Origin of the sequence: Trueperella bonasi (assembly GCF_030811535.1) — a bacterium.
In the GTDB taxonomy this organism is placed as follows: domain Bacteria; phylum Actinomycetota; class Actinomycetes; order Actinomycetales; family Actinomycetaceae; genus Trueperella; species Trueperella bonasi.
This window is the reverse complement of the sequence record NZ_JAUSQX010000001.1, coordinates 1042643-1068714: the sequence shown is the minus strand read 5'-3', so window position 1 is coordinate 1068714 and position 26072 is coordinate 1042643. Positions and strand designations below refer to the sequence as shown.

The 26072-nt window shown below is 56.2% G+C and carries 18 protein-coding genes; 8 read left to right on the top strand and 10 right to left on the bottom strand.

Annotated features, from left to right (window positions below):
• Positions 1–17 precede the first annotated feature (17 nt).
• Positions 18–1520 carry an FGGY-family carbohydrate kinase gene (locus tag J2S70_RS05025; protein WP_307682643.1) on the bottom strand — a complete coding sequence of 501 codons (1503 nt, stop codon included), beginning with the start codon at positions 1518–1520 and terminating at the stop codon, positions 18–20.
• Between the two features lie 138 nt (positions 1521–1658).
• Here J2S70_RS05025 and J2S70_RS05020 point away from each other — a divergent pair, with 138 nt between their 5' ends.
• Positions 1659–2441 (top strand): DeoR/GlpR family DNA-binding transcription regulator, encoded by a 783-nt coding sequence (locus J2S70_RS05020; protein WP_307682642.1) that lies wholly within the window; start codon positions 1659–1661, stop codon positions 2439–2441.
• 128 nt (positions 2442–2569) lie between these two features.
• Positions 2570–6853, top strand: a complete 4284-nt coding sequence (gene hrpA, locus J2S70_RS05015) for an ATP-dependent RNA helicase HrpA (RefSeq protein ID WP_307682641.1) — start codon at positions 2570–2572, stop codon at positions 6851–6853.
• A gap of 92 nt (positions 6854–6945) precedes the next feature.
• Here the strand turns inward: hrpA and J2S70_RS05010 are convergent, their stop codons facing one another.
• From J2S70_RS05010 to J2S70_RS04995, 4 genes are all read right to left on the bottom strand, one after another.
• Positions 6946–8118: a thioester domain-containing protein gene (locus J2S70_RS05010; protein WP_307682640.1), complete on the bottom strand. Its 1173-nt coding sequence runs from the start codon at positions 8116–8118 to the stop codon at positions 6946–6948.
• Between the two features lie 166 nt (positions 8119–8284).
• Entirely contained in the window at positions 8285–9070 is a 786-nt protein-coding gene (locus tag J2S70_RS05005; RefSeq protein ID WP_307682639.1) for a hypothetical protein, read from the bottom strand.
• A 10-nt stretch (positions 9071–9080) separates the two neighbouring features.
• Positions 9081–9779, bottom strand: a complete 699-nt coding sequence (locus J2S70_RS05000; protein ID WP_307682638.1) for a hypothetical protein — start codon at positions 9777–9779, stop codon at positions 9081–9083.
• A gap of 22 nt (positions 9780–9801) precedes the next feature.
• A complete protein-coding gene (locus tag J2S70_RS04995) occupies positions 9802–10947 on the bottom strand; it encodes an NAD(P)-binding domain-containing protein (protein WP_307682637.1) in 1146 nt (381 codons plus the stop codon).
• A gap of 68 nt (positions 10948–11015) precedes the next feature.
• On the opposite strand from J2S70_RS04995, the gene J2S70_RS04990 reads away from it, so the two are divergent.
• Genes J2S70_RS04990 through J2S70_RS04980 form a run of 3 tightly spaced genes read left to right on the top strand, consistent with a single transcriptional unit; the run spans position 11016 to position 13335 of the window.
• Entirely contained in the window at positions 11016–11480 is a 465-nt protein-coding gene (locus J2S70_RS04990; RefSeq protein ID WP_307682636.1) for a SprT-like domain-containing protein, read from the top strand.
• Entirely contained in the window at positions 11477–12397 is a 921-nt protein-coding gene (locus J2S70_RS04985) for a carbohydrate ABC transporter permease (RefSeq protein WP_307682635.1), read from the top strand. The genes J2S70_RS04990 and J2S70_RS04985 overlap by 4 nt, the downstream gene beginning before the upstream one ends.
• Before the next feature lie 2 nt (positions 12398–12399).
• Positions 12400–13335, top strand: coding sequence for a carbohydrate ABC transporter permease (locus J2S70_RS04980; RefSeq protein WP_307682634.1), 936 nt, complete (start codon positions 12400–12402; stop codon positions 13333–13335).
• Positions 13336–13697: 362 nt separating this feature from the next.
• Here the strand turns inward: J2S70_RS04980 and J2S70_RS08865 are convergent, their stop codons facing one another.
• The 4 genes from J2S70_RS08865 to J2S70_RS04965 all read right to left on the bottom strand — a co-directional run bounded on the left by J2S70_RS08865 (position 13698) and on the right by J2S70_RS04965 (position 20763).
• A complete protein-coding gene (locus J2S70_RS08865; protein WP_407702654.1) occupies positions 13698–13826 on the bottom strand; it encodes a hypothetical protein in 129 nt (42 codons plus the stop codon).
• 60 nt (positions 13827–13886) lie between these two features.
• The gene (locus J2S70_RS04975; RefSeq protein ID WP_307682633.1) at positions 13887–15314 is read right to left on the bottom strand and encodes an AlbA family DNA-binding domain-containing protein; all 1428 of its coding nucleotides are present in this window, start codon (positions 15312–15314) and stop codon (positions 13887–13889) included.
• A gap of 330 nt (positions 15315–15644) precedes the next feature.
• A complete protein-coding gene (locus J2S70_RS04970) occupies positions 15645–18569 on the bottom strand; it encodes a type ISP restriction/modification enzyme (protein WP_307682632.1) in 2925 nt (974 codons plus the stop codon).
• Positions 18550–20763 carry a restriction endonuclease gene (locus J2S70_RS04965; protein WP_307682631.1) on the bottom strand — a complete coding sequence of 738 codons (2214 nt, stop codon included), beginning with the start codon at positions 20761–20763 and terminating at the stop codon, positions 18550–18552. Before J2S70_RS04965 ends, J2S70_RS04970 begins: the two co-directional genes overlap by 20 nt.
• A 485-nt stretch (positions 20764–21248) precedes the next feature.
• Between J2S70_RS04965 and J2S70_RS04960 the strand changes: the two genes are divergently transcribed.
• The 3 genes from J2S70_RS04960 (at position 21249) to J2S70_RS04950 (ending at position 25308) form a co-directional block, all read left to right on the top strand.
• Positions 21249–22841 (top strand): ATP-binding protein, encoded by a 1593-nt coding sequence (locus J2S70_RS04960; protein ID WP_307682630.1) that lies wholly within the window; start codon positions 21249–21251, stop codon positions 22839–22841.
• A gap of 126 nt (positions 22842–22967) precedes the next feature.
• Positions 22968–24305: an ABC transporter substrate-binding protein gene (locus J2S70_RS04955; RefSeq protein ID WP_307682629.1), complete on the top strand. Its 1338-nt coding sequence runs from the start codon at positions 22968–22970 to the stop codon at positions 24303–24305.
• A gap of 211 nt (positions 24306–24516) precedes the next feature.
• Positions 24517–25308: a hypothetical protein gene (locus J2S70_RS04950; RefSeq protein ID WP_307682628.1), complete on the top strand. Its 792-nt coding sequence runs from the start codon at positions 24517–24519 to the stop codon at positions 25306–25308.
• A 41-nt stretch (positions 25309–25349) separates the two neighbouring features.
• Here J2S70_RS04950 and J2S70_RS04945 read toward each other — a convergent pair whose 3' ends face one another.
• Complete coding sequence (locus J2S70_RS04945; protein WP_307682627.1) at positions 25350–25928, bottom strand: low molecular weight protein-tyrosine-phosphatase; 579 nt, start codon at positions 25926–25928, stop codon at positions 25350–25352.
• Between the last annotated feature and the right edge of the window lie 144 nt (positions 25929–26072).

Sequence of the window (26072 nt, the reverse complement as noted above, 5' to 3'; positions counted from 1 at the left end):
TCTTCTTGTTGCTACGCCTAGAGTTGGCGCAGGCTCCTCATGTCCTTCCACAGCGGCTGAACAGCTTCCCGTGTGCGAAGGAACAAATCCATGACTTGCTTGTACTTCTCGTGATTTTCTTCGTTGGGTGTAAACGTTTCGGTGGTAGCACCGAGTGCCTTCGCGGCCTCCTTCAGCGAATCGAACCTTCCGGCAGAAACAAGGCCGAGAACCGCGGCACCACGTGCACCGGCCTCCGGCGCGTCTTGCCGCACGACATTCAAGTGGGAGATATCCGCGAGTAGTTGGCACAGGAAGTCCGAGCGGAAGCCACCACCTGACACTACGAGATCTCGTTGAACTTCAAGTACGCGAATACACTCAACCAGTGATAGCGCCACGCCTTCGTATACCGAGCGCAGAATATCTGCCCGAGAACTCGTCAACGATAGCCCTTGCCAGGACGCCGAGGCATTGAGATCAAGGAAGGGTGCGCGTTCGCCGCCTGGGGAAGCGTAGGGCAGGTAAATAATGCCCCCACTACCAACCGCGGATTTCTTTGCAGCCTCCTCGATTTCGTCCCACGTGGCATCTTCTACGCGAAGGATTTCGCGAATCCAATTGAGGTTCGGCGTTCCCGTCATCGGAGCCATGAATTCCAAAACCTGCGTCCCGATACCCGTGGCCAGAATCGAAGATTCCTTCGACTTACGCTCGGCAGCGCTTGGCAAGAGTGTTCCAACGAATCCAGTTGTGCCTAAAATGAGCCAAGTTTCGCCGTCGTCGACCGTTCCCAATCCCATGCCCGTAACGGCTACGTCGATCATTCCGATGCCGACGGGCGTACCTGCCGGGATGCCGGTTTCAGCGGACGCCGCCTCCGTCACATGTGCTGGAGGTCCGTCCGCATGACGGATTTCGGGCAAAAGCTTGGCCGCGTCGCCAATTCCAAGCGCCTCGGGAACAGACATATCGTAGCCCTCAACGGTGTTCACGTCGAGGAACGTCCTAGACGCCTCGGTGTAATCCGTTAGCCGTTCGCCCGTTAACTTAAACCTGATCCAATCTTTACAGTAAAGCTGTGTTTGTGCACGGGCGATCGTATCCGGCTCGGCTTCGCGTAGCTCCTCGTAAAGAACGGGGAAGAACCCGCCGAACGCCGGGGTGCCTGTTAGCTCGAGTAACTTTTCAGACCTGCCATCTTCTTGCCACTGATCGACTCGATCCGCTGACCGGCCATCCAGCCAGTTTGCCGCCTTTCGAACCGGCTCGCCCTGCTCGTCAACCAGCCAGACGCCGTCGCCCTGGCCAGTAAGCCCGAGACCAATAATTTTCGAATCGCTAACATTCGCGGAAACCGAACGCAGGCACGAGGCCACCGCCTCCCATATGGAGTTCATATCCTGCTCGGCTTCTCCGCGCGAGCCATACTCCACCGGCACGCCTTCGTGATGGGATGCCACAATTTCGCCGTCGAGATCAAATGCAACGGCTTTTACTGCCGTGGTGCCGCCGTCTACACCAATAATAACTTCTTTCAATTTCACTCCTCATTGAGTTAAATGGACAAAATTTTCTGCCTACAAGATATTTTTATCAGACGAATAGATATTATTCTCTGTTTTTAAGAAATTGGCGCCATTCCAATATCATGTCTCCAAACGGAGGGACTTCAAACGATGGCTGGCAAATCAACAAATCAACGCTCTGCTCGGCAGCGCCTTCTGGTTAATGCAATTATTGATTCAGGGGCTGAACGGATTGAAAAACTCGCCGAAGAGCTCGACGTTTCCCAAGTGACCGTGTATCGCGACGTACAACACCTCGTCGAGCGCGGCATCCTGCGGCTTGATCGCGGTGAAGTCAGTGTCCGCAGCACGTCCACCATAGAATTGCCACCCCAACTCCGATCCCAGCAATCGGCAAAAGAAAAAGAAGCCATCGCCGAACTTGCAGCCGAGTACATTCGCCCGCACATGGCGGTGATGGTCGATGACTCATCGAGCGTGCTCCCCCTTATTCCCCTGCTGTCCGAGCACGCGCCCCTTACGCTGATCACCAATTCGATTACAGCCCAAGAACGCGCTAAGACGATCACGGATATCGACGTCGTGCTCACCGGCGGCAAACTCCGCCGATGGGCAAACGCCCTTTACGGGACGATGGCTACCGACAGCCTGGCCGGAATCCGTGCCGACATCTGCTTGATGTCTGACGCGGCTCTTTGTGACGGGGGAATTTACAACCCAATCGACTACGTGATCGACATGAAGCGAAAGATGCTCGCGAGCTCCAATATGAATATCCTGCTCGTTGACTCGGCCAAGTTTCATAAACGTGCGTGGCAACAAACCGCCTCGCTATCGGACTTCGACGTGATCATCACCGATTCAAACTCTCCTGCCGAAAAAGTCGAAGAATTGGGGGAATTCGCCGAGGTCCGTGTGGCTCAACTTGGCTAAAAACCAGGCCACCCAGCCATTTGTTGTGAATCTGCACATTTCCTCGAACGAAACAGTCCAAAAACCCGATTTTCTCACAACAAATGGCTCGGTTCTCAGCTATAACCGCGTCTGGCACAATAGTCCCGATGACTCAATCAACTCCCACCCCCAAGCAACCTCGCAGGAAGCGGGGTAAACGCTCTCCGCGCAGCACCGGCAAGCCCAACCAACACCGTGGCCCGCGCCCATACTCCCCGCAAGAACTCCAGGCCCGGCGCACCGCACTGCCACCGATTAGCTACCCGCCCGAACTTCCCGTCTCCGCGCGTAAAGAAGACATCGCAGCAGCAATCCGCGACAACCAAGTGGTGATCGTTGCCGGAGAGACCGGCTCGGGTAAAACCACCCAACTCCCAAAGATTTGCCTCGAACTTGGCCGCGGCATCACCGGCATGATCGGCCACACCCAGCCCCGCCGGATCGCAGCCCGCTCGGTGGCAGACCGCATCTGTGAAGAGCTCGGCGTTGAGCTCGGCGGCGCGATCGGCTACCAGGTGCGATTCACAGAGCAGGTTTCGCGCACCACCCTCGTCAAACTCATGACCGACGGCATCCTCCTCGCCGAAACCCAATCCGATCCCGAGCTTCGTAAATACGACACCATCATCATCGACGAAGCCCACGAACGCTCTCTTAACATTGATTTCTTGCTCGGCTATCTCGCCCGTCTTCTTCCCCGCCGCCCGGACCTGAAGTTGATCATCACGTCCGCAACGATCGATTCCCAACGGTTTGCCGCGCACTTCGGCGAACACATGCACGGCGGCTTTCCAGGCAACGAAGCCCCGATCATCGAGGTTTCCGGGCGCACTTATCCTGTTGAGATCCGCCACCGTCCGCTCTACGACGACGCCGCAGCACCGACCGCCGTCACCGAATCGGATTCTCAAGAGCCGCGTGAGCGCCTGAGCCGTGCCGAAGCGCAGGATCAAGTTTCTGGCATCCTTGACGCCGCGGCGGAACTCATGGCCGAAGGCCCTGGCGATATCCTCGTGTTCCTTTCCGGCGAGGGCGAGATCCGCGATACCGAAAAGGCGTTCGAGGAAGAGCTTGGTAACCGCTACGTGCCGCCGGGTGGGCGTTCGTCGGCCCCGGGGGCCGTGGAGGTGTTACCGCTATTTGCGCGTCTATCGGGCCACGAGCAGCGCCGAATCTTCCAGCCAGGTGCCTATCGGCGCGTCATTTTGGCCACCAATATCGCGGAAACTTCGCTCACAGTGCCCGGCATCCGCTATGTGATCGACCCGGGCACGGCCCGCATCTCGCGCTTTTCTGCGAAAACTAAGGTGCAGCGCCTGCCGATTGAGCCGATCTCGCAAGCCTCGGCAAACCAGCGTTCGGGCCGTTCGGGCCGAGTCGCCGACGGTATCGCGATCCGTTTGTATTCCGAGGAAGACTTCGCCTCCCGGCCAGAATTTACCGAGCCGGAAATTCAGCGTACATCGCTCGCCTCAGTGATCTTGCAAATGGCTTCGATGGGGCTTGGTTCGGTTGAAGACTTCCCGTTCATTGACCCGCCTGACATGCGCGCCGTACGCTCCGGCATCCAACTTCTCGAAGAGATCGGAGCACTCGAACCGGTCACCGCGAACGCCCGCGGCGCCGTCGTCGGGTCCGGCTCCCACCTGCTCACAGACACGGGCCGCGCCCTCGCCAAACTTCCCATCGATCCCCGGCTTGGCCGCATGCTCCTGGAAGCAGTGGAGAACGACGCCGCCTCGGAGGTTCTCGTTCTTGTTGCGGCCATGTCGATCCAGGACGTTCGCGAGCGCCCCGCCGAATTCCGGCCGCAGGCCGATCAGCTACACGCGCGGTTCGTTGACCGCACCTCCGATTTCTTGGCCTACCTAAATCTGTGGCGCTACCTGCGCACCCAGCAACGTGAGCTATCCGGTTCAGCGTTCCGGCGCATGTGCCGGGCCGAATACTTGAATTGGTTGCGGTTCCGCGAGTGGCAGGACGTCGTCCAGCAGCTTCGCGAACTATCCCGCCCGCTTGGTATTACCTTAAAACCCATGAAGTTGCCCACCCGGGCTCAGCTTCGTTCGGCTGCCGAGGACGGGAAGGACAACTCCCACAATCAGGATGTTGCTCGCGCGGTGAAGGCTCTTGGCCAGTCCACTGGCACCCCGGCTGCAGAAGCGATCCACAAGTCGATGCTGGTTGGCCTGCTCTCCAACTTGGGCTACTGGGACGAGCGCACAAAAGACTATCTGGGCGCTCGCGGCACACGGTTCGTGATCTGGCCCGGATCGGGGCTGCACCGGCGCAATCCCGATTGGGTGATGGCGGCTGAACTCGTAGAAACCTCGAGGCTTTTCGCTCGTACGGTGGCGCGGATTAAGCCTGAATGGGTGGAGGGTGCTGGTAGCCATCTGGTCAAGCGGCAGTATTCGGAGCCCTTTTGGTCCACGCGCAAAGGCGCCGCAATGGTTCACGAAAAGGTGCTACTTTACGGCCTGCCCATCATTGCCGACCGCCGCGTGCTCCTATCAAAGCTCGGCACCGATTCCGCGCGCGAATTGGCCCGTGAAATGTTCATTCGCCACGGTTTGGTCGAGGGCGCCTGGCGCCATCACCACGCGTTCGCCAAGCACAACCAACGCCAGCTTGAGCAGGCCCGCGAGGTTGAGCAACGCTTGCGGCAGGCGGGTTTAGTTGCCGACGACGACGCGCAGTTCACGTTCTTTGATGAGCGGCTTCCAACGGGGATCGTGTCTGGCGGGCACTTTAATTCGTGGTGGAAAAAAGAGCAGCGGAAGAATCCAGAGTGGCTGAATTTCACGCAGGAATTTTTACTTGGTACAACGGAGGTCTCGGAGGAAGATTTCCCGACAGAGTGGATTCAGGGAGATATCGCCCTTCCGATCGAATATGACTTTTCCCCCGGCACATACTCTGACGGTCTGACGGTCGAGGTGCCAGTAACACTGTTGCCGCAGCTCAAAGATGAGGGCTTTGACTGGCTCGTTCCCGGAATGTTGAGCGACCTGGTCATTGCCACGATTCGAGCACTGCCCAAGCCGGTGCGGCGTAATCTCGTGCCTGCCCCCGATGTGGCACGGGAAATTTTGACCCTGCTTCCGCCGTGGGAGGAGGTTGCCCATGGCCAGCCCGGGGCGCCGTCGTTCCGGGAGGCGTTTACGGCTGCTGTCCGCCGCTTGCGAAGAATCGATATCGAGCTGGCGGATTGGGCCGCTGTCACGTTGCCGCCGCATTTAGAAATCACATTTCGGGTGCGTTCTGAACGTGGCGCCGTGCTCGAAGAAGGGCCTTCGCTGACCGAGCTGCAACGTCAGCTCGCGCCGCAAACCCGGTCTGCAGTCGAGTCGGTGGTCAAGGGTGCAGTTGCACAGGCATTGGATGAGGCTCGCGACCAACTGTTGCGTGAAGCAGCTCGCGAAACCGAGGGTAATAACGACGGCGCTGCCTCCCCTTTCAGCTCCGCGCAGCAAGGCTCCACGTGGCAGGTTCCTAACGCCACCGGCCTGGAAACTTGGCCAGAAAATGTGGTGGAGTTACCGGACGTCGTCGAAACGAAAGGACCTGGAGGGATGTCGGTTCGCGGCTATCCTGCATTCGTGGAAGCCGAAGGCAGTGTTGAGTTGCGGGTGGTGGCCGAACCGGCCGAACAAGTGCGAGACCACCGCCGAGGGTTAATTCGTTTACTGGCCACAGATCTGGCCCTTCCCGAAGCGCGAGTGATATCGCGGTGGTCGGGGGAGGAGGCGCTCACTTTGGCCGCAACCCCTTACGCGAGTACAGCTGGACTCGTCGAGGATCTACAACTGGCGGCAACGCGAAATATTGCTGACCGCTGGGCTCGTGAAACAGACAATCCGTTAGGTCGTTTGCGTACGCTCAGCACCTATCGTGAACTTCGCTCGTATGCGCGCGAGCGGCTCGAAGATGAGGTTTACGAGTTGGTGAAAATTGCGGTACGGATTATGCGAGCCTATGGCGAACTTGATGCGCTCATCCGGGAGACGTCGTCGTTGGCACTGATCAACACGCTAACTGACGTTCGCGCACAATCCGACGCACTCGTCTACGACGGCTTCATTTCCGCAACTCCCGAAGAGGTTCTACCCCACCTGATTCGATACATGCAGGCCGCGAAGATGCGCATCGAAAAGGCGGATTCGAACCCGGCCGCCGATGATTCACTGGCTTGGCAGGTGGCAGACATTGAGGAACGGATCGAGGCCGAACAAGCCGATGCGGCTAACTCTGCCTACGATCCGAAACGAGCTGCCACGTTGGAAAAAGCGCGCTGGATGGCGGAAGAACTGCGCGTGTCACTTTTTGCTCAGCAACTGGGCACGGCCGGTAAGGTTTCTCCTCAGCGGATTCGTAAATTGTTGCAATAGCGTTCATAAACCACGAAAGGGTGGCTGGGAATTCCCATCCACCCTTTCGCTGTATTCAACTGTGATCAGCTGAACTCAGTTCGAGTCAAATTTTAAGCCCGCGAGCGCCTCACCAGGAGGGCGCCGCTGCCAACTGCAACAAATCCGAGGATCGCGAGGATTCCAACGGATGCACCCGTGTGCACGAGCTTGGGCTTCGGCGCTTCAGGAGTTGGAGTCGGAGTCGGGGTTGGCTCCGGAGTAGGAGTCGACGTTGGCGTTGGCGTCCGCTTCCACGTGAAATGAGCCGCAGAATCGGCGGCATCCCGCTTCTCTTCAACAATAATCAAAGCCTGGCCGCGCCCACCAGTCGGCGCAGAAGTTAGCGCCACCTGAGATTTGATCGCAGGCGGTGTGATTAACTTGCCGTTGTATCCTGTCACATTCACATAGGAGTGTATGCTTCCTGAGACCGAATCCTCTTTAGTTTGATTATGTTTCACGTAAAACTCTGTTCGAGGGTCTATTGTAGTCGGGTCGATTTCATCACCATTTGCGTCAACTAGTACGATGTCACCGTTTAGAGTGACGCTGATGGAATTCTGCGCGGATTCAATCCGGACAGGCCCGAGCGTCTCGCCAATATTGCCCTCAATGTTGTCGGCTTTAATTTCAACAGAAGCTTGGACATCACCCTCTGATATGCCAATGTTTTCAGATCCAATTAGGTAGCCGTATAACGCCTGAAAAGCCGCTTTTTCCGCATTAGTCGCCTTTTGACTTGTCGCCGCATCGACAATCTGCGGGTTTTCCAAGCCATCCGTCAAGTGCCAGATCGCACTTTGCGTAGCCGCAATCGCAACCTTGTTAGTAAGACCGTCAACAATTCCCACCGTTTGGGCGAGCTTGTCTAATTCAACATTGGGGTAAGAATTCAAAACTATCCATCCAACTTTTTGCTGGACATCTGAATTTTTAAAACTGTTGTTACCTTGGAATTCATCCCATGGGCTCACATAAGCGAAAGAGTCGTGAGTAGCAGGAATACCAAGTTCAAGACAATACGCCCTTAGGTCCGGCTGATTAGAACCATTCGTCGATACCGAGAAAAGTATCGGCTGAGAGCGGTGCACTCGACCGTTTCGTGTTCCTGAAACGATGTAGCCATAATCATGATGTCGCGGCGCCAAGATCTTAGGCGTGTCCGCAGCTGCTGGGTCCGAGTCTGCAATCGCTACTTGCGGAGCACATAAACCGGCGAAAAGCGCGCCGAATATGATGAACATATCCTCACACTTGCGTGTTTCATGTTTCTTCTTTCTTCGCTGTCTTGCATCCCGAGCTCATGAAGTGGAGCAGGATGCAACAATTATGTTACAAAAATTCCGTTTCAGTTGTGGCGTCTCATTATTCAACAATGAACAAAACGTGGCTGCGGAACCGCGCTCCAAATCAATCTGAGTAATCAAGTACTGGCAACACATTTAAATCAAGCCACGTGGCCGAGTCGTGCCAGTTCGAACCGATCGAGATACCGAACGCTTCAGCGTTCTGTTCCTTCAAGGTGGGAACAACAAGCGTGACATCAACGGTTTCTCCGGGATCCACCTCGGCGAGCGCATAAGAATCGTTGGTGAGGAAGACGGCCTCTGCGCGCACATAATCTCCGGTGTCGGTTCTTACGAATGCTTGGAAAGTCCCCTGTAGGAATACGGCGGTGTTCCCGTTATTCGTCACGGTAGTTTCAATCACCGTGTGGGCGACGTCGTCATTAAGCCACGGATAGTGGCCATGAATGCTATTACCGTCCGAAGAATCGTAGCGCCACGCGCCATCTACCTCGAGGGTGAGAGTTTCTCCCTCGGAATCTGGAACGGGGATAGTGAAAGACTGGCCTTTCAGATCTGGTGCTTCAACGGGGTCTGCCTCGCCTTGCCCCGATTCCCCGCCGTGCACCGCCGGGGTGGCGGGATCCAACGGTGCATCCGCACGTACTTCGGGGCCGCGAAGCACGGCGACGCTCACAATCACGCCTGCAAGCACCATCGCGAACGCGATGAGCACCGCGATAAACGCTCGCGCTGGGCTCCACCCGCGTTTCTTAACGGGCTTCGCACCTGCAAGTTCGTTCGGCGGACGCACCGATACGTGCCCGCCATACCCTCGCTGCCCGGGTTGCCCTGGCTGCCGCGGCTGCACGTTCGGGCCGGCTTGGCCTGAGAAATTCTCTTGGTTCACAAAAAGTTCCCTAAGCGAGTAACGAAATTACAGCAAATACGAGCAGGCCAGCAATCACAATACCGCCCCACCATTGCGCGGCCGCCCACCCCGGAATCCGCTCGAATACGCCGCGCCGCATGGGAAGGGCAGGCGCCCTGTTGGAAAGAATACGCGGGCGGCGCATCAGCCGATCGCGCAGCTCAACTTGTTCCGGTGTCACCTCGGCAATATTAGCCAGTTCCCCCATGCCAGGCTCCACCTGTTGCAGGGCCATCAGCGTGCCAACCTCAGGTTCTGTCACCTCGACGCCCGGCACGGTTTCCCGAAGAAGAATAACTGAGCGGAAGGCATCCGAACCGTCGGTGGGTGCCACCACCACGGGCACGAGCAGGCCCTTATTCGAACCGTTTTTCACATAGCGAAGAAATGGGCTCTCGGAAGTCGCAAGCGTGCGTGCTATCACGGGAACGGGATCGCCCGTCCGCGGCGTTTTGACCACCTGCCACACCACAAGAAACAGGATCACCATCACCAGGCTTGGCACGAAGGCTACAAGCATTTTACCCAGCGTGAACTCGGAAAAATTCGCGAAAATCCCGGCAAAAGTTCCTAAGAATGTGCCAATGGTAATGGCGGTAATGATCCGGCGGGCATGGTCGATCGGGCGGTCTGCCGGGATCGCACCCGATTCGGCAATCCGGGCAACAAGATCGGTGTGAGATGCCATATTCCTCCTGTCCACACCTATCCTAATCGCTTGCGAGATAGTCCACGATTTCGCGTACCGCCGCGCGTGAATCCCGCCGAGCCCCGACCGTCGACGCACTGGCTCCGTAGCCAAGCAAATGCAGGTTGGGATACGCTGCCACACGCGTGCCGCGCATAAGGATCCCACCGCCCTCGCTCCGTAGTTTCAGCGGCGCCAAATGCCGAAGATTAGCTCGAAAGCCGGTGGCCCACACGATTGCGTCAAGTTCCACGAACTCTTCGCCCCACCAGGCGCCGTGCGCGTTGAGCCTGTCGAACATGGGCCGCCGATTCAACAGGCCGCGTTCTTCCATGTCGAGCACCTTTTCGTTACGTGGTAGCCCGGTTGTGGCGACGACGGGCAGCGGCCTCAGCCCAGCCTCGGTTCGCTCTCGCACTCGCCGTTCCACGGCTCTACCCGCCTCCACCCCGAGGCCTCGGCCGGTATTGCCCGAACTGAAGTGTTCGGCATCTTTCCATCGGGGTGGCGTGCGCGTAGCCCAATACGCGTTTTCCGTGACCCACGAGATTTCGTCGAGGTGGTCGAGTGCGGAAATGCCACCGCCGACGACGAGGGTCCGCTTTCGCCAAAACAGTTCGGGATCCTTGTAGTCCCGCGTGTGCAACTGAATACCGCGGAACTGATTTTGACCGGGATACCACGGGATGAATGGGGTATCCCACGTGCCGGTACAGTTCAAAATAGCTCGGGCGCGAAAATTGCCGATCGTCGTCGTTAACCAAAACCTGTCGTCGTCGGCGCGCACTTGTTTGACTCGGACTGGGCGCATAATCGGTAAGTCGAATTCGGATTCGTATTCGGCAAAATACTCCGGGATAAACTCCGCCGCCCGCTCGCTTCCCGAGTGCGGCTGGGCCGCCATGCCGGGCAGGTCAGCGATCATGTTCACGGTGGACATCCTCAGGCCGGGCCACCGGTGCCGCCACGCCCCGCCGGGCCTCGCCTCGGCGTCGAGAACCACGAACGTCCGGGCGCTCAAGCCCTGCGGACGCGATGTCGGCGAGTAGCCTACCACGCCGCGGCGCTGCAACTCGTAGGCGGCCACCAGCCCGGCCTGCCCGGCACCGATCACGACGACGTCAACCGCCCACGCCGCTCCGGGCCGGCCATCGCTGAAGCTAGTCATGTGTTAAACGTACCCCACGAGTGTGGACATCGATTCGTTCTCGCGGCCGCGGCGCTTAGGATCGGGGTGTGAATGTGGAAGAGGCGCTGGAAATGGTGCGTGGTCTTATGGACGGCCACGGCCTTTCCGACTGGTCGCTCCGCCTTGATCGCGCGAAACGCCGTGCCGGTAGCGCGAACACCATCCAGCGCGTGATTTCCCTATCTCGCCCACATCTTGAGCTGTATTCACCCGAACAAGTCCGTGAACTGGCGCTGCACGAGATTGCTCACGCGCTTGCCGGGCCGGGCCACGGTCACGACTCTCACTGGCGCAAAATCTGTCTAGCGATCGGCGGCAGTGGCCATACGCGCGTCGATCCTAGTTGGCCCGAACCCGAAGCCCTGTGGGAAGGGCAATGCCCGAACGGTCACGGCCATTCACGCCACCGCCGCCCGGCTGGGAGGACTTCATGCGGGATATGTACCCGGACTTTTTCACCCAACTTCCTGATTACTTGGCGTAATGTACGCACAGGAGAGGTAATCGCATGACTCAAGCCACGGAAGTTCGGAAACCGGAAGTTCGCCCGCGCAGCCCGCGCAAGCGCAAAGAGGCGGCGACGGCGTTTACGATGCTGATTCCGTCGTTTATCGGTGTGGGCCTGTTCCTCATGGTGCCGATCGTGCTGGTCATCGTGATCTCCTTTTTGCGGTGGAATCTCATTTCCGATCCGGTGTTCGTTGGGATTTCGAACTACGAGAACATGTTCGCCTCGAACGGGTTTTGGAACTCGGTGTGGGTGACCGTGAAGTTTTCCCTGATCGCGATTCCCGGGGCGATCATTGTCGGCTTGCTGATTGCGCTCGGGCTGAATCGCAAGCTTCCCGGCTCGGGCGTTTTGCAGATCATGTACGTAATCCCGTGGGTGGCGGCGCCGCTCGCGCTTGGCATCGTGTGGTCCTGGCTGCTTGCGCCGTCGGGGTTGATTAACGAGGTGCTCGGCACGCGTACCGCGTGGCTGGCAGATACGACGACGGCGTTGCCCGTCGTCGCGCTCGTGTACGTGTGGCAGAACATCGGCTACATTTCGCTGTTCTTCTTGGCGGCCTTGCAGTCAATTCCGAAGGATGTGTACGAGGCGGCGGAACTGGATGGGGCGGGCCCGGTGCGTAAACTGTGGTCGATCACGTTGCCGCTGATCAGGCCGACCACGTTCTTCGTGAGCGTCACCTCGCTCATTGCCTCGTTCCAAGTCTTTGACCTGGTGTATGGCCTGACCGATGGCAATCCGGGGTATCCGGGGGGTACAACCGATGTGATTGCGGCGCGGATTTATAACTCGGCTTTTACGTCCCACCAGATTGGTGACGCCGCGGCGATGGCCGTGTTCTTGATGGTGCTCATCGTGATTGTGACCCTTGTTCAGCAGCGCTATTTTTCATCGCGCATGACCTACGATATGAGCTAGCCATGAGCGATATTCGACGCGGGGTAGATGGCGCTACTGAAACTGTCGAGCGCACTGGCACAGACGCGGGCGCTACGTGGAAGGTTACGCCTGTTTCGGCGACTCGGTTGCGCAAGAAGAATTCGATATGGTCCGTGCTTTTGACCTACGCGGTATTGATCGCGGGGGCGTTGCTGACCGTGCTGCCGCTGGTGTTTTCGATTTTGGTTTCCCTGCGCACCGAGCGTGATCTGCTCTTGAATGGCGCGCTATCTATGCCCGAAGAGATCACGTTTGATAACTACGTGCGGCTGTTTACCGACCACGACTTTATCGTGCCGCTTGCCGTGACCGTGCAAGTGGTGATCGTGATGGTGATCGGGCAGTTTATCTCGTCGATCTTGGCGGCCTATGCGTTTGCGCGGCTGGAATTTCCTGGGCGCGACGTGCTGTTTTGGGCGTATATTGCCACGATGATGATCCCTGCGATCGTCACGATGATTCCGCTGTTTACCATGATGTCGCAGTGGGGTTTGCGCAATACTTTTGCAGGCCTCGTCGTGCCGTTCATGCTTGGATCGCCGTATGCGATTTTCTTGCTACGGCAAAACTTTAAGGCCGTGCCGCAGGAAATTTTGGATGCGGCTGAGCTTGATGGTGCTGGCTTTTGGCGGCAGCTATGGTCGATCGTACTGCCGCTGAATCAGCCTATTTTGGTGACGCTGCTGCTGATTACGGTGGTTACTCAGTGGAATAATTTCCTGTGGCCGTCAATTATTGCGCCGCGCAAAGAGTGGAATGTGCTCACGGTTGCGACGGCGGGATTGCAGTCTCAATATTCGGAGAATTGGACTCTGGTGATGGCCGCTACAACGCTGTCGATCTTGCCGCTGTTGATTTTGTTCGTCGTGTTCAATAAGCAGATCGTGCGTTCGATCGGTATTACCGGTTTGAAATAGGCCGCCGGATTCCATGAAAACAGGTTGGCAAATCTTCGAGAATCGGGTGGTAAATCTTCGAGAATCATCATCTCGCACTCCCCCCCCCCCCCCCCCCCGCAAAGGCTTGGTAAATCAACGATTTTGAGAAAAGAACTTAGGTTCCGCGTGACGCCCGGAAACTACTGTGTGAGCTAGAAGCTGGTGGGCTACTCGGAGGGTGCGTATTTCCCCTTGAAAAACAGCGCTTTTCGCCGCGAGCATCGCTCAAAACGCTCAAAGTCAGAGGAAATCCGCACTACCTGAAGTACCCCGAACATCTGCTCAGCAGGTCTAACGTACTCTAACAATGTTAGAGTACGTTAGAGTAAATACTAGAGTAGCTACGTTAAACTCCACGACGCGCGCGGATCATTGACCGAGTTTCCCTGCCAAGCCACCACTCCTTGTTCTTGTAGCGAACGCAAATGACGCAAAACTGTTGGCCGAGCCAAACCGTTTAATTTTTCGATCTCGCCGGTGCCCTGTCAAAGAAGGTATCTGAAGCATCCGACGATCATCGAAAGATGTGACTACGCATCAGATGCTTCGTGAATATAGTTCTTTGCTCTCTGGTTAGGGATATCCCACCAAAATCCCAATGAGGACGAGGCTTGGCGAGTAATATTGCACGTTGACGCAAAGACTTCACGGCTCATGTCTTCATCGCTTTGATGCGTCAATTCACTACGCACCATGGAGTGACAGACATATTCGTTAGCAAATGACTTGACTCTTTCATCCGAATAAATCGCACATGCTGGGTAACCTTCGGCTCGCCCAGATTCTGGCACAAGTTCTTGTGCTAGTACCTGTATAAAGTCAAACTGACAAAGTGAGTTCAAAGACGCATCATCCCTAGGCGCATCGTCAACTGGCAGGTCTCCCGCAATGTCGGGGCGGAGCTCCCGAACGTTCGCCATCAGACCTCGAGCTAGGTCAATCATCATCCCAGACTGTCCTGAGAAAAGATCCGCTCTCGAAGCATCCACTTGCGTTTCCCTTATCCACGACCGGTAAGTATTCCCAGAACCTCCCCGCAACACCATAGGAAGTAAAGTACTCCACCGTTTATACCGGACAGCGGCAGCCCCGATAACGTAAATGAATACGATAATCTCAAGCTGTCGATTCCGGTTGTTGGTAGATCTCTCGTACATCTCAAACAGGCAATCCACCGCGAATGAGACTAGCTCGGAGTCGTTGTATTCGAGCGCTCGGACTGCTGCGATAGCTATAACCGTCAGATTCCGTTCCCATTGGGAATCGTCCGCATTCAGCGCCTGACGGATTAGCCGCTCGAGTGGTACTTTGCTGCCGTTCGCAACGTGCGAAGCTATCGCTGCTCCCAATGAACCGTAGTTCATATCCAGAGAGAGCGGAATGCGTATTGCACTAGCCGGATCATTGACCTGTAGTTTCGCGAGTTCTTTGACGATCGTTTCAATGATTCGGCGAGCTTCATCACGCATCTGACGATCGTGAAGAGCCAGGAGCCTTTCCCAATGTGCATACCGCAAGGAAACATTCTGGCTTCCTTCGCGTAAATACACATCTCCCACACGGAAGACTTGACATGGATTGCCATGAGAATCCTCGTAGTTGCCCTGTTTGCTCATAGGTATGGGGTACGTAGTGCCAGAAGAAATAGCAATCAATAAGACATCGTTGCCATTCATGCTGTGGATCTGTGCGCGAATATTGATCGGGCCATCTACGTATTTGGATACGACATCACGAAGTCTCGCACTGTCGTATTGTTTCGGATCGAGTATTTGCCCAGTATCAGGGATTGCACCGCTATTTTCTACACCAACAACAAGATGACCGCCGGGGTGGGTATTCGCTAGAGCTACCACGTCTTTGGCGAATTTCACTTTGCCTTCAGTGCTTTCAAGATCCAATTGGAGTTTGAAGTCCAGGTGCTCGCCCTCGGTTTGTAACAGGAGATTGCGGAGCATTTCCAAGTCTGTGCGTGGTTCCCAGCTGTTCGTAATCAAACTCGTTCACCTACCAAGGAAGAATGTGTTCAGGATGGGAATCGTGAACTGTCACTACGGAATGCACAGCGATCTAGCTTTTGATCCGCAGGTTTAAGTATTTGTTGCGTTTGCTTCTCTCGATTTATCCGAATATTTTGTGAGCTGAGGTAGCCCTTAAAGATTGCCGATGCAATTCAGCCTAGCGGTCTGTCCATTGAGATACCAGCAGGCGAGCGCGAGAGATTAATTCTCGCCCGCTATCTATCTGGAACACCTGAGATTATCCGAAATGATTACCTCATTACCGACTTACTCCTCGATGATCAGCGCTGGAAGGGAGGCCACCAGCGTTTGCGTGCGGATTGACACCGTGACCAGCTTGGGTACGAGTTCTGCGATGTAGGCGGGGTTGCCGATTTCACGGCAGTAGTCGTTCGGATCGTTAACGATGCCAGACTCCTTATCCGTGGTGATCTTGTACCGATCCACCATCCATTCAAGTGGGCTGCGCCCGCCGATGAGGTATTCGTTTGCTTCCTCGGGGATGCCCGTAAATGTCAGGTGCGGGTTGTAGATCAGCGTCGTATAATCGTCGATAGTTTTACGACGCCGGCCGCCATCCACTTTCTTCTTTGCCCAAGCGAGTTTTTCCACGCGGTACTTTTCCCACGGATCGAGAGCTTCGGATGCGAGCGGCCACTCTGCAGAGACATCCGGATAAGGCTCGATGTTTTCGTAGTTGACGTGGAGTTCTGCCAGCTCGCGGCCCACGTTCGCGTAGCTCCAAAAATCTGCCACTTTGGGGATGCGTGGGAGCATCTTCTTCAGGTCAGCCGAGTACTTCTCCCGATATTCCGGGTGATGAAGCAGCGCGTAGACGTAGAAGAAGATATCTTCTTTTGAGATTCGCTCACCTTTGGGGTTGCGGGCATCCTTGTAATGATCGCGGTATGCGTTCAAGGTTGCGTCGGTAATGTTTTCCCGACGGCGGTACCCGCCAACTTCGAGCGGCACCTGCGATCCGATCGGCTTGGTGAAATCGAAAGTGCCCGAGAACTCGACCGGTGTGCCCTGAGCAAGCGCTTCAAGGTCAAAACCGCCATCGTCTTCAACGAGATGCCACGTGTAAAGCGGGCACCATTGAGCCTTAGAAACCATCTCGAGGTCAGGCAGAATGTCCGCCATTAACACCGAAAACTCTCGATTTGCACCGATACCCTGAGGCCCGAAAGCAAGATTCGGCTGGGCGGGTGTCGGAAAAATCTGCGGCAGCTGATAAACCATGTCATTCATGGAACGCTCGAAATAGACCGACTGCTTTACAAAAGGCCGATAGACAGATGCCTGTAACGCATCCTGTCTAAATGTGTGTTCAACCTGGCGATCTAGATCTTTGCGCAGTTGCCGGTTCCATGAAATAAGCTTCGGATCGTTATTGGCCGTTTGCGACGTGTGCCCGGCTGCAACCTCAGCATTGTAATTTTTAATCATACGAGACATGTTGGTTGCCACCGCATCCTGAGAGAAGTTGTAGCACCACGCATCTCGAGCAGTTGCTAAACCGCGCGAATACAGGCGGAAGACCGCTGGCGTATGCTCCTTTCCTTTTGCCTTCTTGTTTCCGATTTCTTGGTACGTAAGGTAACGGTCATCGCGCTGGTTGAGCCAATCGCCGTACGAATTCGGCTCGATGCGGGTGAATCCGGTGCCAAGCACATCGTGTTCGGCCACCAAAATATCAAGCTTTTCTTGCCGGGAAAGATAATCGCCCACCTCGGCGTACCGGATTCGCGCTGGACCGATCTTATTCTTGGTCTTCACAAGCAGGGTGATGGCAACACCTGTTCGCGATCCTTCACCAAAGATCCCGTCACCTTCTTGGCGCCTCCGCTCGCCCTGTGTACGCGCATTTCCACGCAAGTTATACACGTATATGTCGCTGAACTCGTCTTGAAAGGTGAGCCGCACGCCGTCGGCGGTATTGCCGTCAATAAACGAGGAATTTGATACGAAAGCGATCACGCCCTCCTCACCGATCCGGTCGGTAGCCCAGCGCAAGGCCCTGAAATACGAGTCATAAAGCGAGTTCTTATTCGTCGCAGTCGAGAGCGCCACATATGTCTTTTCAATCTGGGAGTCCAACCGCTGGTATTTCAGATTCTGATTGTTGTCATTAGCCGATTTCTGACCCGCTGAATACGGCGGATTCATCACCACCACGCGAATCGGGGCGTCCTTTTGCCGAAGAGCCCGCGCAGTATTGTCCTCAAAATAACCACCCGCGCGATCAAGCTTGTCATCCGACTCATACATTTGGAACGTATCAGTCAGTGAAATACCGGGGAACTCCACGTACTCATCGCTCGCCCCCTGCTCCTTGCGTACCTCCCGATACACCTGCTCAATATTGATCGAGGCAATGTAATAGCTCAGCAGCACAACCTCATTCGCAAAAATCTCCGTCAGATACTTGCGCTCCAACTTATCCGCCGGAATGATCCCACTTTGCAGTAAACGCGTTACGAACGTGCCCGTGCCCAAGAACGGATCGATGGTCGCCACGCCGTCGTCGGCCAAACTCTTACCAAAATGCCGCTGCATCACGGCCTCAGCCGAATGCAGAATATAGTCCACCACCTCAACCGGGGTAAACACGATGCCCAAGCGTTCCTGAAGGCGCGAAAACGCCTTCGTGAAAAACCGATCGTAAAGCGTGCGCATAATATCCTGCTTGCCAGCCAAGTTATCGATCTGCTCGATCTTGGCCGTCATCGTCGCATAGAAATCAGCCAGCGGCTCGCGCTCAACCTCAAAGCGCTTACTCGTAGCCAACCGATCGACGATTCCCTGCATCGCCCGGCTCACCGGATTCAGCGCCGTGAACTCCTGATCGGGGAACATCGCATCAAACAACGGCTTCGTAATCAGATGCTGGGCAAGCATCTCCACCGCCTGCGCCGAATCAATCGACGGATTTAACGTGCTCTGCAGCGCCTCCACAAACGACTTAAACTCATCCTGATTATCCGGATCCTCCAGCAGGAGCTCAATTAGATTAATGTACCTCGAGGCAATATCGGCGATGTCCTTACTCCAGTCATCCCAATATTCCCGGTTGCCCACCTTCTTAACGATCTTGGCGTAGACAGAGTCTTTCCAATCACCGGCTTCACCTGGAAAAACGAAAGCCGGCTGGTGATCCGTTGAGCCTGGATCACCCCCCCCCCGCCTCATTTGGGGCCGAACCATCAAACGGATCCGGGCGCTTGCGCATACCAAGATCCACCACGTCTACCAAAATATTCTCCGGCCGAGCATCGTTATACTCAATCGAATTAACCGTGGCGTCAAAACGCTCATCATGCGCCCTGATCGCCTGAAGAACCTGCCACACCACCTTGAAACGCTCATTGTCATTAAGCGCCTCATCCGCAGGAATGCCAGCAGGTACCGCCACCGGCAAAATAATATAACCGAAATCCTTACCTTCAGCTTTCCGCATCACGCGGCCCACAGCCTGAATCACATCAACCTGCGACTTGCGCGGATTCAAAAACAGCACCGCGTCCAACGTCGGAACATCCACGCCCTCAGAAAGGCAACGAGCGTTCGTCAAGATCCGGCACACCGGATGATCCTTACCCGGATCGTCCTTCAGCCAATCTAACGCCTCGCCACGAGTGATCGCGTTCATCTTGCCGTCCACGTGCTTGCACTGAATCTCAAGATTGTCCGACTCGTCGTCGTTCGTTAAATCTTGTAAATGGACGCGAACCAGCTCCGGGAACTCCTCGGTGATCTGCTTCGACGTGTTGATATCTTTAGCGAACGCAACAGCGCGCTTCATCGGGGCGGGGTTGGCGCCATAATACGTTTCGCCATACGGATTCTTCCGCTTGGCTAACGCGTTCCAACAGCCCACCAGCTTGCCTAGCTCGTTCAGCGGAAGTTCACCGAAAGCCTCACCCTCTGCAAGCTGGAATTTCCGTGCAACCTGATCTTCCGGAACAGCAAGAACCACCACCTTGTAATCCGTCAGCAACCCCTGAGTGACCGCCGCTCCGAAACCAAGGCGATGGAACACCGGGCCATACACCTCGACGTCGTCCATCGACGCCAATACCGCATCCTTCTCCTTAGCCAAATTCTTCACATTCGGCTGATAAATGCGCGGGGTGGCCGTCATGTAAAGCCGCTTGTCAGCACGGACATACGCATCGGAATGGACGCGGGTGAACGCTGACTCGTCCTCACCAGCAAGTGTGACGCCCGTGGTTCGATGTGCCTCATCGCAAATAACAAGATCAAAATCCCGCCACTCATCGCCTGCGATCTCCTGCGCCTGATGAACGATGTCAATACTTTGATAGGTGGCGAACACAACCTGCAGGCCGTCGTCGTGCTCGGTATCCACCAAAGACTCCGCAAGCTTGCGCGCATCCGTAGTGGGCGGCGTTTTCAAATCCACCATCGCGATATCAACGAGGTCCTCGTGTTCGGCCCGCTTGCGATTCACCTTCGTATCAGAGCACACACTCCACGCCGAAAACGGTAGCAAACACTCGGCGCTCCACTCCTGCAACGTTTGGCTCATCAAAGCCAAGGACGGCACCATGAACATCATGCGCAACGAACCACCGTTGTTCTCCGCCATCCTCTCCGCCAGCTTGAGCGACGTGAAAGTTTTGCCCGTGCCGCACGCCATCACCAAAATTCCACGATCGTGGCTCGCAAACCCATCAAGAACATCGCTAATCGCATTGACCTGATGCTCCCGAAGCAGCTTTCGCGCCTGCTTATCCGGCGAACGCTCTGGAGTGGAAAGCCTATAGCTGCTCCAATCGATGTCTGAATTCTTCAGATCCGTCAGCCCGATGCGGGTAACAGGCGCCTGCTGGTTACGAATCGTCTCTTCCGCGTTCCTCCCCCACGGCACGCCCGAAGTTTCGATAAAAATACGGCGCTTAAACGGGCTCTTACCGGACTCGGAAAGGAAAGAATCGAGGTGCCCCTTCTGAATCGTTGTTCCATGAGCATAGAACTTGCACTGAATCGCCACGGCCGGAGTATCGGGGCCAACTTCGCCGCTGGTAGGCATGTCCTCATGCTCGATTGCCACGAGGTCGATGCCCGTATCGCCGCGACCGATCACCCCGCCTCCTGGCCAATCCCGCCACAAGTACACGCGCGCAAACTGCCGGCTCATCACCGAATCATTCAATAGATAAACGCGGATTAACTGCTCAAAGAAATTACCCTTAACGCGCTCGGAATCACTCATGTCCCGGAGTTGGAAAAGCAGCTCCTCAAACGCGTGCACGCTTCGAGCCGCTTCACGTTGCCCATCCAGTGCCACGTCGCCGTGGCCAAGTGTCTCTTTAACTGCCTGGTCCGCAGCGTGCGCAGAGGTTGACTCATTCATCGCCATTGATATTCCTTGCCCTGATGCCGATCCGGGGCGTGGGTGCTACGTGGTGAGCTGCCGAGATCGTGCCTTTCGTTCCCTTTGGAAGCCTAGCAAATTCAGATCCCGCAGCACTCCAATAGACGGCGGGCATTGCCAAAGCCATGCTCTTCCTCAAAGATCACACAGTAAACACTTAGCGCCTGCTCAACAGATCTAACGTACTCTAACTCTAACAATGTTAGAGTTAGAGTACGTTAGAGTAAATGTTAGAGTAGCTACGTTAAACTCCACGACGCGCGCGGATCATTGACTGAGTTTCCCTGCCAAGCGTCTGTGCACTCACAGCTTAAACTGTGAAAACTTCATTCATACTATGAAAATATCTCTGTTAATTTCCCCTTCCAAGATCAGCGCTTAACGCGAGAAAACCCCTTGATTCGGCCGATTCAGACCAGCAGGCGGCTCAAACTCTGGAATTTTCATACTTTGAGTCATACTATGAAACTATGAAAAATCCAATTACCACTTTGGAGCAGCTGAACTCGGTGCTCAGTCAGCTACGTGCACGCCAAGGCGATTCCACCGCAATTGAAGTAAAATCCGCGCAGGGTGGTTTTCCGGAGAGTCTTGGCGCCACCATCTGTGCGTTTGCGAACATGCCAGAAGGCGGCACAATCATTCTTGGAGTCACGGAACCAAGTTTCGAGATCGTCGGCGTCGAAAACCCGGCAGATTACGAGGCGCGGATTGCGAACATCGCACTTTCTGCCGTTGTGCCCTCACCTACCGTTGCCACGCAAACGATCACAGTCGGCGCTAAAGCTGTGGTGATCGCTCACGTATACCCGCTAGGACTCTCATTCAAACCCGCAACTTTCGCTGGCAATCCATATCTTCGGCAAGCCGATGGCGACTACCTGATGCCCGCCAACGAGCAGCGCATGCTAGAGGTGGCCAAATTGACCCGCCGCGAGGAAGCCGCCTACGAATTGCGAGAAGTGCCAGGAACATCCATCGACGATCTTGACCCGGAATCCACCGGTCAATTCATCGCCGAAATGCGCCGCGCCATCCGCCAAATCAGCGGCGAATCAGACGAACGCATACTCGCAACCACACACGTGCTCCAAAACGGTAAACTCACGCGCGCCGGGCTTTACGGCTTGGGTAAGTTTCCGCAGGGTGCTTTTCCTTCCCTGGCGGTCACGGTTGCTAGGCGGCACGATTCATCACCAGCAAACGTGCGCACCTCTAACCTCTCAACCTTCTACGGCTCCGTTCTAGATCTGTTCCATCAAACTACGGACTGGATCCGGCGCAACATTACCTATTATCAGCAATACCAAGATTCGGGCGATCAGCGCAGCGTACCCGAAATCCCACTCACAGCCATCCGGGAAGCCGTAGCCAACGCTCTCATTCACCGTGATCTCGGGCCAGACACCGTGGAAGCCGGAAAAGCCATCGACGTACGCCTTCACCCCGATCGACTCGTGATCTCCTCACCCGGCGGCTTGAAAGCCGTCACGGTTTCGCAGCTTTACAGTGAAGAACTCACACGGGTAGAGGTGAATCAACACCTGTATCGCATTGCGAGAACTTTAACTGACGCCGAAGGCAACAAACTAATTGAAGGCGAAGGCGGCGGCGTTCAGACCATGATCCACGAGATGCTACGCGCCGGACTACCCAAGCCCGTCATTGTTGACACGGGAGTGAAAGTCACCGTGATCTTCCATCGAATCCCGCCGGAACACAGGGTAAAGCCTCCTGCGCCCGGGGCGACGAACTCGCACGAAAGCCCCACCCCCAGGGTGCCACCTGCGCAGATGCCTAGCGAGGGCACACACTCAGCGGGCACACCGGCGCGAGCGCAGCCTATCTCTGCCGCGCACGTCACGAAGAATGGCGAGCTCGTTATGGACGCCATCGCGGCGCACGGCGGATCGGCAACACTTCGTCAAATCATGAACGCGGCCGGTCTCACGGCCCAACAGGTTCGCTACGCACTCAACGCGCTCCACGATGCGCATCTTGTACGGCGTAGTGGAGGACAGGGAATCCGCAACACTGTGTACCTGACGAACGCTCCCGCGTAGAGCGCTGAGATTTCACCCAATGAGACTTTTCAATTAATTGCATTTTCAATAGTCTCTGGCTGGTAGGCTGGTCGAGTTGGCGTTGACACGCCCCCACGCATTCAATTGAAATTTCAAGGAGCTTCTATGAAGAGATCAACCCTCGCAACGGGTGCCGTGGTCGGCGCGCTGAGCCTTGTGCTCGCGGCGTGCTCGCCCGGCTCGGACGACCCCGGCAATGGCGCGAGTGCGAGCGCAACCGACAGTGGCGAAAAGACCACCGTGACGTTCCGCCTCTGGGACGACGTGGCCGCCCCCGCTTACGAAAAATCTTTCGCCAACTTCGAAGAGCAGAACCCCGATATCAAAGTCGAAATCGAACTGGTTCCATGGAGCGAATACTGGGATCAGCTGCCCCTCGACGTCGCATCTGGCGATATGGCAGATATCTACTGGGTGAACTCCTCCAACTTCGCCCTCTACGCGGACAACGGTAACCTCATTAACATCACCGAAGAACTCGGCACCGAGCACGATAAGTGGCAGCAATCGATCGTCGATCTCTACACGCGCGACGAGGCTCTGTGGGGCGTGCCCCAGATTTGGGATTCGATCGCGCTGTTCTACAACGTGGACATGGTCAAGGAGGCGAGCGTTGATCCCACGGATCTGAAGTGGGGTGGCGACGACGACACGCTCCTGCCCGCGGCGCAGGCGCTGACAGTCGATGGGGCGGGCAACACCGCCGACTCTCCGGATTTCAACCCGGATGACGTCGAGGTTTACGGCTTCAATGCCCAGGCGAACCTCCAGGCGATCTACAATCCGTTCCTTGCTTCCAATGGTGCGCAATTCCAGGACGAAGACGGCCACTTTGACTTCGCCACACCCGAGGGCGTGGAATCCTTCCAGTACCTCGTGGATCTCATCAACGAGCACCACGTAGCACCACCAGCCACCGAGACCAACACGAATGGTGACATCACGCGCGACATGTTTGTGCGTGGCGAGCTCGCCCTCTTCCAATCCGGCCCATACCACCTGAAGACGATCGACGAGAACGCCGAGATCAACTGGGCTCTCGCACCGCTCCTACCCGGCCCGGAAGGATCGTTCTCCGGCTCGCACGGCGTGGTAGCTGTGGGTAATGAGCAGACCGAAAACCGTGAAGAAACCATCCGCGTGCTCAAGTGGCTCGGCTCCGCGGAAGGCCAGATGCCACTTGGAGAAATGGGCGTCTCATTCCCGGGTGCGGTTGATGCGCAGTCTGCCTACGTGGACTACTGGGCCGCCAAGGGCGTTGACGTGTCAGTCTTTATTGACGCGGCAAACGGTGACACCGCCAAGTCGCCATTCGGGCCGGATGTCAATGCCGGAACGATGGCGTTGACACCAAAACTGCTCGACATCTTTCTCGGCGCCGTCCCCGTTGAGCAGGGCCTCCAAGAAGCTCAGGACCTTGGCAATGCGGCAATGAACCACTAAAAATAGCTATCCAAAAGGCTAAACGCGAGGCCCCGGTGGGCGTATCCCACCGGGGCCTCGCACGTTCCACCACTTCGCCAGCCATCCGTTTTCAGGCAATTCCCAGCCAACCCCAAGGTTGTGATCGGGAATCTTCCGGGTTTAGCCGATACGCTCGGGGGTATCCATTGTGGAGTTGCGTGTCCGGATAAGCGTCTGAAATGGAGGTGCGATGGTTTCAACGAGGTGTGTGGCCACTCTCGGCGCCCTGTCCTTAGCGCTTACCGCTTGCGCAGATGCCGAAGATGAAGTTACCGCAGAACCTACTGAGACCGCCGTCGTTGATCACTGCACCTATCCACTAGCTGGCCAGCCCACGCAGGTCAACGCCCAGGAACTTGCCTACTGCCAAGCCGAAGCACTCGGAACAATTGCCGGCTGGGTTCAAGAAGATACGGTCGATGGCAAACTGGCCTCTATCTCCCGCGTCAACATCGATCCGCTAGCCGTTGAAATTCAAGCCTACGCAGCTTCGGGCGCACCCGGCCCACGCGCAATCCTCGTGCGCGGCAACACCTTCTTAGAACGCGACGGGCAGTGGATCCAAACCACCACGGACTCAGAAGACGAGACCATGGCCTACCAAGCAACCATGCCAATGCGCTTCGAAGCGCTCTTAAACCCGGCGATTCGCGCCGCGGGAACAAATCCCGACCTGACCTACAACGTACTCGGCCGTGAAGAAATCGACGGTGAGCGGGTGACGGTGCTTTCGCTTCACATTTCGAGTGAAGCCGAAGATGGTGACACCCGCGAATCACGGCTTTACATTCGAGACGATTACGTCGTGGTGCAATCAGAAACAACGTTCTACGTCAATGGCACCGGCCAGGTACGAGCAAGTGTTCTTACCACCATCGACGAACCTCAAGAAATCATTAATCCGCGGTTCGAAACCGATGAGGAATCCGGGATTTCCAACAATGCTGCCGGCAATGAGGCCGGAGCCGAACCGCGCAAGTAGTCCGGCAGCCCGAGCCCACACCACCTGGGCAGCACTAAACGCTAGTTCTGGAGCTGATCTCGAATATAATCGGCAACTCCATCCGCTCCACGGCTCACGACTTGGTAGGTATCGTAAAAACCTTCTTTATCGCCGTACCACGGATCGGGAACGTCGAACTCTCCGCTTGACCGGTAGAAGTTAGCGGACTGTGAGCGCTGCGCGAGATCCTCCGCGAGCGCCCCGCCGGAGCCGAATGCTCCTCCTTCGGCCACGTCGAGCGTGCCATCAAATTCGCGCCACAGATGGATCTTCGCCGGGTTTTCATCCAGCTTATCCATCATGGACCGCAACGAATGCGCGTGGCCGGTGGTCATGGCGAGAACGAGGTCGGCCTCGCGAAGCTCCTCGGCTGTTGCGCGATGGGCGTGGTGATCGGCCGGAACTTCGTGGCCAAACTCGCCAAGAACGGCACGAGCTCGGCTATCTATCGGGTTTCCTGTTTCTTCCGTAGAGACACCTGCGGATCTTACTTCCACATCGTGGATTCCCTGTTCGGCGAGGCGGTCACGTAAAACGACCTCGCCCATTGGCGATCGGCAAATGTTTCCAGTGCATATAACTAAAACGCGATACGTCATAGTGCCATCGTACCCAATCCATTCGCCGTGTTCTGGCGCCACGATAGCGCCGCATAGAAAATATCGCTCTCCACAAACACGGTTTTGTGCACGATCCCTTCCGCTAGCGGCGTTCACGGAGCAAGGCCCAGAAAATTCCCTGCT

Coding starts and splice junctions, on each gene's coding strand:
- J2S70_RS04995 (WP_307682637.1), bottom strand. CDS start 10,947: ATGACTAGCTTCAGCGATGGCCGGCCCGGAGCGGCGTGGGCGGTTGAC.
- J2S70_RS04970 (WP_307682632.1), bottom strand. CDS start 18,569: ATGAGGCGGGGGGGGGGTGATCCAGGCTCAACGGATCACCAGCCGGCT.
- J2S70_RS05000 (WP_307682638.1), bottom strand. CDS start 9,779: ATGGCATCTCACACCGATCTTGTTGCCCGGATTGCCGAATCGGGTGCG.
- J2S70_RS04975 (WP_307682633.1), bottom strand. CDS start 15,314: ATGCTCCGCAATCTCCTGTTACAAACCGAGGGCGAGCACCTGGACTTC.
- J2S70_RS04955 (WP_307682629.1), top strand. CDS start 22,968: ATGAAGAGATCAACCCTCGCAACGGGTGCCGTGGTCGGCGCGCTGAGC.
- J2S70_RS05010 (WP_307682640.1), bottom strand. CDS start 8,118: ATGTTCATCATATTCGGCGCGCTTTTCGCCGGTTTATGTGCTCCGCAA.
- J2S70_RS04965 (WP_307682631.1), bottom strand. CDS start 20,763: ATGGCGATGAATGAGTCAACCTCTGCGCACGCTGCGGACCAGGCAGTT.
- hrpA (WP_307682641.1), top strand. CDS start 2,570: ATGACTCAATCAACTCCCACCCCCAAGCAACCTCGCAGGAAGCGGGGT.
- J2S70_RS04950 (WP_307682628.1), top strand. CDS start 24,517: ATGGTTTCAACGAGGTGTGTGGCCACTCTCGGCGCCCTGTCCTTAGCG.
- J2S70_RS04980 (WP_307682634.1), top strand. CDS start 12,400: ATGAGCGATATTCGACGCGGGGTAGATGGCGCTACTGAAACTGTCGAG.
- J2S70_RS04960 (WP_307682630.1), top strand. CDS start 21,249: ATGAAAAATCCAATTACCACTTTGGAGCAGCTGAACTCGGTGCTCAGT.
- J2S70_RS04945 (WP_307682627.1), bottom strand. CDS start 25,928: ATGACGTATCGCGTTTTAGTTATATGCACTGGAAACATTTGCCGATCG.
- J2S70_RS05020 (WP_307682642.1), top strand. CDS start 1,659: ATGGCTGGCAAATCAACAAATCAACGCTCTGCTCGGCAGCGCCTTCTG.
- J2S70_RS04985 (WP_307682635.1), top strand. CDS start 11,477: ATGACTCAAGCCACGGAAGTTCGGAAACCGGAAGTTCGCCCGCGCAGC.